This window comes from Pseudomonas sp. MYb13, assembly GCF_002980075.1.
GTDB classification, from domain to species: Bacteria; Pseudomonadota; Gammaproteobacteria; order Pseudomonadales; family Pseudomonadaceae; genus Aquipseudomonas; species Aquipseudomonas lurida.
In genome coordinates this window covers 54,426-66,441 of sequence record NZ_PCQI01000018.1, presented here as the reverse complement: position 1 = coordinate 66,441, position 12,016 = coordinate 54,426, and the positions used below count along the sequence as shown (strand labels likewise).

13 protein-coding genes are annotated in these 12,016 nt (G+C 59.5%); 7 read left to right on the top strand and 6 right to left on the bottom strand.

The annotated features are described in order from the left end of the window. Positions 1-14: 14 nt before the first annotated feature. Positions 15-680 (top strand): bifunctional 4-hydroxy-2-oxoglutarate aldolase/2-dehydro-3-deoxy-phosphogluconate aldolase, encoded by a 666-nt coding sequence (locus CQ002_RS24290; protein WP_034109012.1) that lies wholly within the window; start codon positions 15-17, stop codon positions 678-680. 123 nt (positions 681-803) lie between these two features. Here the strand turns inward: CQ002_RS24290 and CQ002_RS24285 are convergent, their stop codons facing one another. Together CQ002_RS24285 and CQ002_RS24280 are read right to left on the bottom strand one after the other, a co-directional pair. Next, a complete protein-coding gene (locus CQ002_RS24285; protein ID WP_105162772.1) occupies positions 804-1,979 on the bottom strand; it encodes an aminotransferase class V-fold PLP-dependent enzyme in 1,176 nt (391 codons plus the stop codon). A 10-nt stretch (positions 1,980-1,989) separates the two neighbouring features. Beyond that, positions 1,990-2,226 (bottom strand): DUF3820 family protein, encoded by a 237-nt coding sequence (locus tag CQ002_RS24280; RefSeq protein ID WP_003213031.1) that lies wholly within the window; start codon positions 2,224-2,226, stop codon positions 1,990-1,992. A 206-nt stretch (positions 2,227-2,432) separates the two neighbouring features. Between CQ002_RS24280 and CQ002_RS24275 the strand changes: the two genes are divergently transcribed. Further along, entirely contained in the window at positions 2,433-2,900 is a 468-nt protein-coding gene (locus CQ002_RS24275; RefSeq protein ID WP_034109008.1) for a PA2169 family four-helix-bundle protein, read from the top strand. Positions 2,901-3,046: 146 nt separating this feature from the next. Here CQ002_RS24275 and CQ002_RS24270 read toward each other — a convergent pair whose 3' ends face one another. Both CQ002_RS24270 and CQ002_RS24265 read right to left on the bottom strand, forming a co-directional pair. Next, a complete protein-coding gene (locus CQ002_RS24270; RefSeq protein ID WP_034109006.1) occupies positions 3,047-3,517 on the bottom strand; it encodes a MaoC family dehydratase in 471 nt (156 codons plus the stop codon). Positions 3,518-3,586: 69 nt separating this feature from the next. Continuing rightward, positions 3,587-4,531: an alpha/beta hydrolase gene (locus CQ002_RS24265; protein ID WP_034109004.1), complete on the bottom strand. Its 945-nt coding sequence runs from the start codon at positions 4,529-4,531 to the stop codon at positions 3,587-3,589. Between the two features lie 222 nt (positions 4,532-4,753). On the opposite strand from CQ002_RS24265, the gene fadD2 reads away from it, so the two are divergent. Further along, positions 4,754-6,442: a long-chain-fatty-acid--CoA ligase FadD2 gene (gene fadD2 / locus CQ002_RS24260; protein ID WP_105162771.1), complete on the top strand. Its 1,689-nt coding sequence runs from the start codon at positions 4,754-4,756 to the stop codon at positions 6,440-6,442. A gap of 392 nt (positions 6,443-6,834) precedes the next feature. Beyond that, positions 6,835-8,526 (top strand): long-chain-fatty-acid--CoA ligase FadD1, encoded by a 1,692-nt coding sequence (gene fadD1 / locus CQ002_RS24255; protein WP_034109000.1) that lies wholly within the window; start codon positions 6,835-6,837, stop codon positions 8,524-8,526. Between the two features lie 122 nt (positions 8,527-8,648). Here fadD1 and CQ002_RS24250 read toward each other — a convergent pair whose 3' ends face one another. Next, on the bottom strand, positions 8,649-9,026 hold the full coding sequence (locus CQ002_RS24250) for a hypothetical protein (protein WP_034108998.1): 378 nt from the start codon (positions 9,024-9,026) through the stop codon (positions 8,649-8,651). 200 nt (positions 9,027-9,226) lie between these two features. On the opposite strand from CQ002_RS24250, the gene CQ002_RS24245 reads away from it, so the two are divergent. From CQ002_RS24245 to def, 3 genes are all read left to right on the top strand, one after another. After that, the gene (locus CQ002_RS24245) at positions 9,227-9,418 is read left to right on the top strand and encodes a CsbD family protein (RefSeq protein ID WP_010208215.1); all 192 of its coding nucleotides are present in this window, start codon (positions 9,227-9,229) and stop codon (positions 9,416-9,418) included. A 176-nt stretch (positions 9,419-9,594) separates the two neighbouring features. Next, complete coding sequence (locus CQ002_RS24240; RefSeq protein ID WP_034108996.1) at positions 9,595-10,545, top strand: YihY/virulence factor BrkB family protein; 951 nt, start codon at positions 9,595-9,597, stop codon at positions 10,543-10,545. 3 nt (positions 10,546-10,548) lie between these two features. Then, positions 10,549-11,088, top strand: coding sequence for a peptide deformylase (gene def / locus CQ002_RS24235; protein ID WP_034108995.1), 540 nt, complete (start codon positions 10,549-10,551; stop codon positions 11,086-11,088). Positions 11,089-11,159: 71 nt separating this feature from the next. On the opposite strand, the gene CQ002_RS24230 is transcribed toward def, so the two are convergent. Beyond that, on the bottom strand, positions 11,160-11,978 hold the full coding sequence (locus CQ002_RS24230) for a class I SAM-dependent methyltransferase (RefSeq protein ID WP_034108994.1): 819 nt from the start codon (positions 11,976-11,978) through the stop codon (positions 11,160-11,162). Positions 11,979-12,016 lie beyond the last annotated feature (38 nt).

The window sequence follows — 12,016 nt, the reverse complement described above, 5'->3', positions numbered from 1 at the left end:
AAGGATCAGCCGCTATGAATAGCCCCCAACCGACCGTGTCCATGGCGGATAAAGTTGCCCTGATCGACAGCCTCTGCGCCAAGGCGCGGATCCTGCCGGTGATCACCATCGCCCGCGAACAGGACATCCTGCCGCTGGCCGATGCCCTGGCAGCCGGTGGTTTGACCGCATTGGAAGTGACCCTGCGTTCCGAGTTCGGCCTCAAGGCCATCCAGGTATTGCGCGAGCAGCGCCCTGAGCTGTGCACCGGTGCTGGCACCGTGCTCGACCGCCACATGCTCGAAGCGGCCGAAGTGGCTGGCTCGCAATTCATCGTTACCCCGGGCATTACCCGCGATCTTCTGGAAGCCTCGGTGCACAGCCCGATCCCTCTGCTACCGGGCATCAGCAATGCCTCGGGCATCATGGAAGGTTATGGCTTGGGCTACCGTCGCTTCAAGCTGTTCCCGGCCGAAGTCAGCGGTGGCGTGGCTGCGATCAAGGCCCTCGGCGGCCCGTTCGGCGAAGTGAAATTCTGCCCGACTGGCGGCGTTGGCCCGGCCAACATCAAAAACTACATGGCGTTGAAAAACGTGATGTGCGTGGGCGGTAGCTGGATGCTGGACCCTGAGTGGGTCAAGAACGGCGACTGGGCTCGCATCCAGGAAGTCACCGCCGAGGCGCTGGCGCTGCTGGATTGATCTGCTTTTACTGAATCGTTGTTGCTGTGCTTAACGGCATTTTTGCGGTGCACTTGGTCGGTGTACCGCTTTTTTTTGCCTGTAGAAAACCTCGAGCCCACCAAGGAGCCAAATGTGGGAGGTTTAATCTGCGTTTAGTTTATCAATGGCGTTGACCAGCACGTTGATGTCCGCCGCCGACGTCAGTAACCCGGGCGTCACGCGGATACAGGTCCCAAACGCCGCGCCCGTGCGCGTGGTGGTGAACAGGTTGTAGTCCCGGAGCAGCCTGTCCACCATCGCCTGCTGGTCGCGCCCGGTGAACTTGAACGCCGTGATCCCGCAATACAGTCGCGGATCATCTGGCGTCAGCACCTCAACCCCCGCTAACGCCCGCACCTGGCTCACCCACAGGTCGCGTAGGTAGTTCACCCGTGCCCCTTTAGCTGCGGCGCCACCCAGTTGCCGATGTTCTTCAAACACCAACGGCAAGGTCATCAAGGCCGGAAAGTTTGGCGTGCTGTACGGCGTACGGGCACGCACATCGGTGGCGGGGTAATGGAACTCGCCCATGTCGGGGTCGATATCGGCCAGGCGTTCCGGCGCGATGTAAAGGAAGCCCAGGGTCAGCGGTGCGCCGATCCATTTGTGCAGGTTGAAACCGGCGAACTGGATGCCCAGCGCGGCCAGGTTGAATTCAATCTGGCCCAGGGCATGGGCACCATCGAGGATCACGTCCACACCGTGTTCACGCGCAACCTGGGCAATGGCTTCGACGGGCATCACCAGGCCGGTGCGGTGGGTGACATGGGTCAGCGCCATCAGCTTGAGGCGCGGGTACTGAGCGAATGCATCGCGATACGTCTGCACCAGGCTGTCGAAACTGGCCGGATGAGTGTGGGAAAGTTCGATCACCTCCACACCTCGGTAACCGGCCAGCCAACGCATGGCCCCTTTGACCGTGTCGTACTCCAGGTCACTGATCAGCACCTGGTCACCCGGTTGCAGGCGGTTGTAGTTGCGGATCAGTGATTGCAATGCTTCGGTCGCGTTACGGGTAAACGCCACGGACGCCGGGTCGACGTTGATCATCTCGGCCAGTTGCCGGCGAATCTCGACGTTCTCGCCTTGTTCAAATGCCTGACGCACATACAGCGAGTTACTCCGGTTGATAAACGCAACCTGCTCCAGGTAGTGCGCCTGCACCGCGCGGCTCATGCGGCCGAAGTAACCGTTCTCCAGGTTGATCGGGCCGGGCTCCAGGGCGTAGCGCTCGGCGATGGCCCGCCAGTGACCTTCGTTGTCTGCATTGCGTGGCATAGAGGGGCTCTTAATGGCGAGGGGCGGGTTTGCCGTGTTTCGCGCGCAGCGGTTCCAGCAATTCCGATAAACCGTTGTGGTCGATTTCCTGCATCAAGGCCAGCAAACCGCCCAGTTCGCCGTGAGGGAAACCTTCACGGGCGAACCAGTTCAGGTAGGGTCCGGGCAGGTCAGCAATAATTCGTCCCTTGTATTTGCCGAAAGGCATCTCGCGGGTGATCAGTAGTTCGAGTTTTTCCGGATTCATGAGCGTCGCGCGGTGGAGGGCGAAGTCTTGGAAAATACAGGCATTCTGCATGAAGGCCAAATGACAGATCATGCAAATAACGTAGATACAGATGGTTCAATAATTCGTAAGCTATTGAAAATTAATGGAAAGTTTATTTTTTAAAACCTGGCACGGGTGCTGCAATTACTAAGACACGTTTCTTAACCCGCACAAGGAATTGAAAAATGACTGACATCAACAAAGAATCGATCTCCGTACTCAACGACCTGATCGAGACCAGCAAAGACGGCCAGAAAGGCTTCGCGACTTGTGCTGAAGACATCAAGCATCCAGAGCTCAAGGCTCTGTTTGTGAAGCGCTCTGCTGATTGCGCAGCTGCAGCCGCCGAGCTGCAAACCGCTGTTCGTGCCTTGGGTGGCGATCCGGAAGAGTCCGGCAGTGTGGCCGGCGCTTTGCACCGTGGCTGGGTCGACGTGAAGTCGATGGTCACCGGTAAAGATGAAGAGGCTGTCCTGAACGAAGCCGAGCGCGGTGAAGACCACGCCCTCAAGGCTTACAAGGAAGCGATCGAGAAGATCAACAAGCACAACCTGCTGGGCATTCGTGACCTGGTTGAGCGTCAGTTCCACGGCGCACAACGCAACCACGACCAAGTGAAAGCCCTGCGCAACCAGGCTCGCGCCCAGTCGTAAGCTTCGCGCTGTAACTGCTGTAACTAATGTGGGAGCGGGCTTGCTCGCGAATGCGGTTTTTCAGTTTGATCTTTATTGACTGAACTATCGCTTTCGCGGGCAGGCCCGTTCCCACATTTGTATTGTGTAAATTTTTGAGATCGAAATCAGCCGATGGTGATTGCGGGCAGCTCGGTCAAAGTAACAACCTGCTGCTTACGCGGCGCCAAAATCTCCGCCTCGCCGTCCACCACCAACTCATCACGCTGGTTGAACACGCGGGTGGCGATGCGCACGCGAAATTTCGGCAGCTTCTCGAGGATTTCCAGGCGTACGGTCAGTGTGTCACCGATCTTTACCGGCTTCTGGAAGCTCATCTGCTGGCCGATGTAGATCGTGCCCGGCCCAGGCAGCTCGCAGGCCACTGCCGCGCTGATCAGGGCGCCGCTGAACATGCCATGGGCGATACGCTCCTTGAACATGGTCGCCTTGGCGTACTCGGCATCCAGGTGCACCGGGTTGTGGTCACCGGACATCGCGGCGAACAGCTGGATATCGCGCTCTTCCACCAATTTGCTGTAGCTGGCGGTCTGGCCGACTTCAAGGGCTTCGTACGGGGTGTTGGTTACCTGGGTCATCTAAAGGTGCATCCTGTGGCTAAACGGTCATTATCGACCGATTTTAAACGGCTGATTTTAAAAGAAAAGTTATTCGCAGCGGGCGGGCCTGCGCAAGGTCAGGGCCTGGTCGAGCCATGTCAGCACGTCCCCGGTGACCTGGTCACGGTTGGTTTCATTGAACACTTCGTGACGCGCCTGCGGGTAGATATTCAGTTGCAGGTGCTGGCAGCCGGCTTCACGCAGGGCGTCGGCCAGGCTTTTGAGACGCTTGCCTTCACTCACCGGATCACATTCGCCGCCCATTACCAGGACCGGCAGGCCTGGATCGATCTGCGCGAGATTGGACGCTTTACTGATTTGCTGCAAGCCGCCGAGCAGGTCGATCCACAGCTGGTTGGTGCAGCGGAACCCGCACAGTGGGTCGTTGATGTACTTGTCGACCTCGGCCGGGTCGCGGCTGAGCCAGTCGAAAGCGGTGCGATTGGGTGTGAAGGCCTTGTTGAATGATCCAAACGACAGGAATTCGATCAGCGCGCTACGCCCGCGCAAGCCCTGGCGTAGGCGTTCGATCCGGGCGATCACTCGTGCGGCGCGGTACAGCGCCACCGGCTGGAAATTCGAACCGCTGAGAATCGCGCCATTGAGGCTGGCGCTGTGATGCAGCAGGTAAGCCTGGGCGATGTAGCTGCCCATGCTGTGGCCCAGCAGCATGATCGGCAACCCCGGCTGCTGCTGGCCGATATGCTGGTTGAGGCTCGCCAGGTCGCCCACCACTTTGTTCCAGCCATCCTTTTCGGCGTACAGGCCCAGGGTGCCTTCGTCGGCGGTGCGGCCGTGGCCACGCTGGTCCAGCGCGTACAGGCCGTAACCGGCGGCGCACAAGGCCTCGGCCAGGCGCGCGTAGCGCCCGCTGTGCTCGGCCATGCCATGCGACAGCATCACCAGGGCTTTGGGCGTGCCGTCGGGCATCCATTGATTGACGTACAGGCGGCTGCGGTCATTCGCGGTCAGCCAGAAGGTACTGTGGTTCATGGCGCTTCCTTTGCTCGGGGTCGTTGCAGTGTATAGCTCATCCCACGGCAAGCGTCTGATCAGCGCAAGGCCTTGTAGGAAGATTCACGCAATTAATGACGCTGTTTCCTGTATTTGCCTGTTTGGCCATAGCTGCTAACGTCCCCTGAGCTCCGCTTTTTATAGATGTAGACTTTTTACAACTGCAGCGGCCGGACACACTCAGGTAAGAGGACAAGAATAATGCAACCTGATTTCTGGAATGACAAACGCGCGGCGGGCGTTCCCAATGACATCGACCTCTCTGCCTACAAGTCGGTGATCGAGGTGTTCGAGCGTTCCTGCAAGGCCTTTGCCGACCGTCCGGCATTCAGCAACATGGGCATCACCCTCACCTACGCCGAGCTTGAACGCCAGAGCGCGGCGTTCGCCGGTTACCTGCAACAGCATACCGACCTCAAGCCCGGCGACCGTATCGCGGTGCAGATGCCCAACGTGCTGCACTACCCGATTGCGGTGTTCGGCGCCTTGCGCGCCGGCCTGATCGTGGTCAATACCAACCCGCTGTACACCCCGCGCGAGATGCGCCACCAGTTCAAGGACGCCGGCGTGCGTGCGCTGGTGTACCTCAACCTGTTCGGCTCGCGGGTGCAGGAGGTGTGCAGCGACACCGAGATCGACTACCTGATCGAAGCCAAGATGGGCGACTTCATGCCCGCCGCCAAGGGCTGGCTGGTCAACACCCTGGTCGACAAGGTCAAGAAGATGGTCCCGGCCTACAGCCTGCCGCGTGCCGTGTCGTTCAAGCGTGCCTTGCGCATGGGCGCGGGCCTGGGGGTGACTCGCCACCCGGTAACCCTGGACGACATTGCCGTGCTGCAATACACCGGTGGCACCACCGGCCTGGCCAAGGGCGCGATGCTCACCCATGGCAACCTGGTGGCGAACATGCAACAGGTACGCGCCTGCATGTCCCAGACCGGTGATGACGGCCACCCGCTGATCAAGGAAGGGCAGGAGGTGATGATCGCGCCGCTGCCGCTGTACCACATCTATGCCTTCACCGCGAATTGCATGTGCATGATGGTGTCCGGCAACCACAACGTACTGATCACCAACCCGCGGGACATCGGTGGCTTTATCAAGGAGCTGAAAAAGTGGCGCTTTACCGGGCTGCTGGGGCTTAACACGCTGTTCGTGGCTTTAATGGACCATCCAGACTTCAAGAGCCTGGACTTCTCCCACCTCAAGCTCACCAACTCTGGCGGCACCGCGCTGATCAAGGCCACTGCCGAGCGCTGGGAGCAGATCACCGGCTGCGCGATTGGCGAGGGCTACGGCCTGACGGAAACCTCGCCGGTGGCCAGCACCAACCCCTACGGCAACAAATCTCGCCTGGGCACTGTGGGCATTCCCGTACCGGCCACGGCGATGAAGGTGATCGATGACCAGGGTGTCGAGCTGCCGTTGGGTGAGCGCGGCGAGTTGTGCATCAAGGGCCCGCAGGTGATGAAAGGCTACTGGCAGCAACCGGCCGCCACGGCCGAAGCGCTGGACGTCGAGGGCTGGCTGAAGACTGGTGACATCGCCGTGATCGACGACGATGGCTTCGTGCGCATCGTCGACCGCAAGAAAGACCTCATCATCGTCTCGGGCTTCAACGTCTACCCCAACGAGATCGAAGACGTGGTGATGGCCCACCCGGCCGTGGCCAGTTGTGCTGTGATCGGCGTGCCGGATGACCGCACGGGGGAGGCGGTGAAGCTGTTCGTGGTGGCGCGTGCGCAAGGCGTGAGCCTCGAGGAGTTGAAGGCGTACTGCAAGACCAACTTCACGGGGTACAAGGTGCCCAAGCATATTGTGTTGCGCGAGTCGTTGCCGATGACGCCAGTGGGCAAGATTCTGCGCAGGGAGCTGCGCGACATCGCCTGATGTGAAAGGCGGTAAACAATGTGGGAGCTGGCTTGCCTGCGATAACGGTGTTTCAGTCGCTAGATGTATCGGCTGACAGATCGCAATCGCAGGGAAGCCAGCTCCCACATTGTTTTTTATTGGTCTGTAAGGCCCATTCCAGAGCCTTTGGCGGGGGAATTTCAGCGACGTTTAAACCGTGACCAATTATTGTAGGACAGTCGTGATTATGACTGTAGGGCCCCCCTTTGGCTCTAGGCGGCCCTTGGCAAAGCTGCTACTCTCGGCGCGCTTTGTGACGTCTCGGCCTGCTTGAAAGCGCCAGATTCACCTAAAAAAACATACACCAATAATAATCGCATCAAATGCGATGATGAATTCGCGTCGCTGACGTCGCTGAGGAGTGGGCTTCCATGAACGAAGACTTTTGGAAGGATAAGTACCCCGCCGGGATTGCTGCAGAAATCAATCCAGACGAGTATCCGAATATTCAGGCGGTACTGAAGCAGTCCTGCCAGCGCTTCGCCAACAAACCGGCTTTCAGCAACCTGGGCAAGACGATCACCTACGGTGAATTGTACGAATTGTCCGGCGCCTTCGCCGCGTACCTGCAACAGCACACTGACTTGAAGCCCGGCGATCGAATCGCCGTGCAACTGCCCAATGTCCTCCAGTACCCGGTCGCTGTGTTCGGTGCCATCCGCGCCGGCCTGATCGTGGTCAACACCAACCCGCTGTACACCGCGCGGGAAATGGAACACCAATTCAACGACTCCGGCGCCAAGGCGCTGGTGTGCCTGGCCAACATGGCGCACCTGGCGGAAAAGGTCGTGCCCAAGACCGCCGTCAAGCACGTGATCGTCACTGAAGTCGCCGACCTGTTGCCGCCACTCAAGCGTCTGCTGATCAACAGCGTCATCAAGTACGTGAAGAAAATGGTCCCGGCTTACCACCTGCCCAAGGCGATCAAGTTCAACGACGTGCTGGCCAAGGGGCACGGTCAACCGGTCAGCGACGCCAGCCCGGCCAGCGGTGACGTGGCCGTGCTGCAATACACCGGCGGCACTACCGGCGTGGCCAAGGGCGCGATGCTCACCCACCGCAACCTGGTCGCCAACATGCTGCAATGCAAGGCGCTGATGGGTTCCAACCTCAACGAAGGTTGCGAGATCCTGATCACGCCGCTGCCGCTGTACCACATCTACGCGTTCACCTTTCATTGCATGGCGATGATGCTGATCGGCAACCACAACATCCTGATCAGTAACCCGCGCGACCTGCCGGCGATGGTCAAGGAACTGTCGAAGTGGAAGTTCAGCGGCTTTGTCGGCTTGAACACCCTGTTCGTGGCGCTGTGCAACAACGAGGCGTTCCGCAAGCTGGACTTCTCCGCGCTGAAAGTCACCCTGTCGGGCGGCATGGCCCTGCAGTTGGCGGCGGCCGAGCGTTGGAAGGCCGTGACCGGTTGTGGCATCTGCGAAGGCTACGGCATGACCGAAACCAGCCCGGTGGCCACCGTGAACCCGATCCAGCATATCCAGATCGGCACCATCGGCATCCCGGTGCCGTCGACCGTGTGCAAAGTTATCGCCGACGACGGTACCGAACTCGCATTGGGTGAGACCGGCGAGCTGTGCGTCAAGGGCCCCCAAGTGATGAAAGGCTACTGGCAGCGCCAGGACGCCACCGACGAAATGCTCGACAGCGAAGGCTGGCTCAAGACCGGTGACATCGCCATCATCCAGCCTGACGGCTACATGCGCATCGTCGACCGCAAGAAGGACATGATCCTGGTCTCGGGCTTCAACGTGTACCCGAACGAACTGGAGGACGTGCTGGCAGGCCTGCCGGGCGTGCTGCAGTGCGCGGCCATCGGTGTGCCGGACGAGAAGTCCGGGGAGCACATCAAGCTGTTTATCGTGGTCAAGCCGGGCGCGACCCTCACCAAGGACCAGGTGATGGAGCACATGCGCGCCAACGTCACCGCCTACAAGGTGCCCAAGGCCGTGGAATTCCGCGACGCATTGCCGACCACCAACGTGGGCAAGATCCTGCGGCGTGAGTTGCGTGATGAAGAGTTGAAGAAGTTGGGCCTGAAAAAGTAACCCGTCCCGAAACAAAAAGCCCCGCAGATGCGGGGCTTTTTATTGGGCGCTGGATTCGCACCTTGAAGTGCAACCCATTGTGGGAGCAGGCCAGCCAGCGCCCACAGTGCTCAACCGCGTTCCTACACGGCGAACTGCGCGAAGCTCACGCCAGCACCCGCCGGGCGTACATCCTTCAAGAACGAATCCTTGTCCGCGCTCAACTCCAGGGTGATCTCCGGCTTGCGCTTGCCCGCATTGCGCACCACCAGGCCTTCGAGCTTCTCACGCAGGTACGCGGTCGGCACCTTCAGGTGCAGCAACTGGTCGGTCTCGGCGTTGTGCATCAACAGGTGGATCCACTCGTACTGGCCCACGGCAATACGGCCCACCGGCAGGTCGAACCACCAGATGTTGCGTTTGCGGTCCAGGTCAGTGAAATGGCAGTTGTTGACGCCGAGTACGGCACCGCCCAGTTCGGTGTTTCTGCGGGCGATGGCCTGAGCTTTATTGAGTTTCATAACCTTCCTACGGGATCTGTTATTCAGCGTTATAGCCTGAATGTGCCGGGCATTCTCGTGGGTTGGCTGCAAAACATAAAGCCAAACCTGCGGCCTGCGATGAAATGCCTATCGAAAAATAATTGAAACTCTGCCGAACGGCCTCGGGTCAATCTTTACGTAATGACCAAAAACCCTTGATTGTTCTTAGGAGAAATACCATGGGCAGCACTGCGGATAAGGCAAAAGGTTTGGCGAACGAAGCCGTCGGCAACATCAAGCAAGGTGTGGGTAAAGCTACCGACAACACCAAGCTGCAGACCGAAGGCAAGGTTCAGGAAAAGAAAGGCGAAGCTCAGCAAGCCGTCGGCAAGGCTAAAGATGCTGTGAAGAAAACCATCGACAAAGCCTGACCCGGCTGACTGCGAATGCGCAGCCACGCGGCCATCCACGGATGGCCGTTTTTGTGTCAAACACAGTGAATAAAGTTTCGAAATTGTTTCGAGGTCGCCAAATAGGCTACCTTGATGTAGAAAACGGCCCCTGAGTCGCCCACGAACCCAACCTTTTTGCGGCGAAAGGAGACGCTATGATTTTCCCGGTTCTCGATGGTCTCAAGCTGCACAAAGTACTGGTGCGCACCGTCAAGGAATTCGTCGATGACGAAATGCCCACCTACGCCTCGGCACTGGCTTACCAGATGCTGTTCTCGCTGTTTCCCTTCCTGCTCTTCCTGATTGCCCTGATCGGTTTCCTGCACCTGCCCGACTTCTTCACCTGGTTGCGCATGCAGTCGGAACTGGTGTTGCCGCCCCAGGCCCTGGAGCAGGTCAACCCGGTGATCGACCAGTTGCAGCAGTCCAAGGGTGGCCTGCTCTCGGTGGGTATCGTGATTGCGCTGTGGACTGCTTCCGCTGGCGTGCGCCTGATGATGAGCGCGATGAACGCCGCCTACGACGTGGTCGAAGGCCGGCCGATCTGGAAGCGCTTTCCGCTGTCGATTTTCTACACCGTCGGCATCGCGGGCATGCTGCTGGCCGCTGCCGCGCTGATGGTGCTCGGCCCGCAAGTGATGGAATGGCTGGCCGGGCAGATCGGCATGCAGGAGTTCGTGGTGACCCTGTGGACCATCCTGCGCTGGCCGTTGATCGTGATCCTGCTGATGTTTGCCGTGGCTCTCATGTACTACGTGATGCCGGACGTCGAGCAGAAATTCCGCTTCATCACCCCAGGCTCGGTGCTGGCGGTGGTGGTGTGGATCGTCGCGTCCCTGGGCTTTGGCTACTACGTCAAAACCTTTGCCGACTACAACGCCATGTATGGCAGTATCGGCGCGATCATCGTGCTGCTGCTGTATTTCTACATTTCCGCCGCCGTGCTGTTGCTGGGCGCGGAAATGAACGCGGTGATCGAACACATGTCTGCCGAGGGCAAGGACCCGGGTGAGAAAGAGTTCGAAGAGCCTGGCCATACCGATGAGAAACAGCATGTCTCAGGCCTCGGCCGGGACCACTCCAAGCCCACTACCGACGAAGTCTGATCGATGATCCGTGAAATCCTGAAAATGGGCGACGAGCGCCTGCTGCGTATCGCGCCTCCGGTTCCGCCGGAAATGTTCGACAGCCCCGAGCTGTGGCAATTGATCGATGACATGTTCCAGACCATGGAGCACGTGGGCGGTGTCGGCCTGGCCGCACCGCAGATTGGTGTCGACCTGCAATTGGTGATCTTCGGTTTCGAGGCCAGCGAACGCTACCCGGACGCGCCGCCGGTGCCGCAGACGATTTTGATCAATCCGCTGATCACCCCACTCAGCCCGGTGCTCGAGGAGGGCTATGAAGGCTGCCTCTCGGTGCCCGGCCTGCGTGGCGCGGTGGACCGTTACCAGCAGATTCGCTATGAAGGCTTTGATCCGAAGGGTGAGCCTATCGTGCGGTTTGCCGATGGTTTCCATGCGCGGGTGGTGCAGCATGAATGCGATCACCTGATCGGTCGGCTCTACCCGTCGCGGATTACCGACTTCAGCAAATTCGGCTTTATCGAAGTGATGTTCCCGGACATGGACCCCAGCGCCGACGACTAGCGTCCAGGCCCCATGAGTGCGAATTGTGGGAGCGGGTTCGCTCCCACAATTGCAATGCGTTTCATGTCAGGTTATTTCGCCGGCTTCACGAACCTCAATGTCATCCGATCCGACTCGCCAATCGCCACATACTTCGCTTTATCCTGCTCTCCCAGTCTCAACGTCGGCGGCAACGTCCACACCCCAGCCGGATAGTCCTGGGTGTCCTTCGGGTTGGCATTCACTTCGCTTTGCCCCGCCAGCTTGAACCCGGCATCCGTTGCCAGCTTCACCACCTGCGCGGTGGTCAGGTAACCGCTGTCCTTGATCGCCTCCAGATCCGCGCCGTCCTTGGCCCGGTGGTCTTCCACGCCCAGCACGCCGCCGGGCTTGAGCACGCGGTAGAACGCGCTGAAGGTGGCCGGTGCGGTGCCAGCCTCTACCCAGTTATGCACATTGCGAAAGGTCAGTACGGCATCCGCCGATGCGGGTTTGCCGAACACCGGCGCCTTGGGGTCGAACTCGACCACCGAAGCCTTGCCGTAGCGCGTGGGGTCGGCGGCGAATTTCTTCTTCAGGTTCTCTTCGGACGTGCGCGCGTAGGCGCTGCTGCTCGCCGCCTGCACCGCTGCAATGTAATGCCCGTGATCCTTGAGCAGCGGCGCCAGCACTTCGCTGTACCAACCGCCACCAGGGGTGATCTCGATAACGGTCTGCGTGGCAGCCAAACCAAAGAATTCCAACGTCTGTTGCGGATGGCGGTAGCCATCGCGCGCGCTATTGGCCGGGTCGCGCCAGCTACCAGCGAGCACGCTCTGGTACTGCTGGGCGCTGATCGGTGCGTCGGCTGCCTGGCTCAAGACCGGGACGAGCAGGGCGGTGAGGGAGAGAACTGCAAGCGTCGTTTTCATGATCATCCTGTAGAGGGCCACTGTGCCGCCGAGGCTAG

What these genes read in the sequence shown, in the direction of transcription:
- CQ002_RS24290 (WP_034109012.1), top strand. Translation starts at nt 15, where the DNA reads ATGAATAGCCCCCAACCGACCGTGTCCATGGCGGATAAAGTTGCCCTG.
- CQ002_RS24285 (WP_105162772.1), bottom strand. Translation starts at nt 1,979, where the DNA reads ATGCCACGCAATGCAGACAACGAAGGTCACTGGCGGGCCATCGCCGAG.
- CQ002_RS24280 (WP_003213031.1), bottom strand. Translation starts at nt 2,226, where the DNA reads ATGAATCCGGAAAAACTCGAACTACTGATCACCCGCGAGATGCCTTTC.
- CQ002_RS24275 (WP_034109008.1), top strand. Translation starts at nt 2,433, where the DNA reads ATGACTGACATCAACAAAGAATCGATCTCCGTACTCAACGACCTGATC.
- CQ002_RS24270 (WP_034109006.1), bottom strand. Translation starts at nt 3,517, where the DNA reads ATGACCCAGGTAACCAACACCCCGTACGAAGCCCTTGAAGTCGGCCAG.
- CQ002_RS24265 (WP_034109004.1), bottom strand. Translation starts at nt 4,531, where the DNA reads ATGAACCACAGTACCTTCTGGCTGACCGCGAATGACCGCAGCCGCCTG.
- fadD2 (WP_105162771.1), top strand. Translation starts at nt 4,754, where the DNA reads ATGCAACCTGATTTCTGGAATGACAAACGCGCGGCGGGCGTTCCCAAT.
- fadD1 (WP_034109000.1), top strand. Translation starts at nt 6,835, where the DNA reads ATGAACGAAGACTTTTGGAAGGATAAGTACCCCGCCGGGATTGCTGCA.
- CQ002_RS24250 (WP_034108998.1), bottom strand. Translation starts at nt 9,026, where the DNA reads ATGAAACTCAATAAAGCTCAGGCCATCGCCCGCAGAAACACCGAACTG.
- CQ002_RS24245 (WP_010208215.1), top strand. Translation starts at nt 9,227, where the DNA reads ATGGGCAGCACTGCGGATAAGGCAAAAGGTTTGGCGAACGAAGCCGTC.
- CQ002_RS24240 (WP_034108996.1), top strand. Translation starts at nt 9,595, where the DNA reads ATGATTTTCCCGGTTCTCGATGGTCTCAAGCTGCACAAAGTACTGGTG.
- def (WP_034108995.1), top strand. Translation starts at nt 10,549, where the DNA reads ATGATCCGTGAAATCCTGAAAATGGGCGACGAGCGCCTGCTGCGTATC.
- CQ002_RS24230 (WP_034108994.1), bottom strand. Translation starts at nt 11,978, where the DNA reads ATGAAAACGACGCTTGCAGTTCTCTCCCTCACCGCCCTGCTCGTCCCG.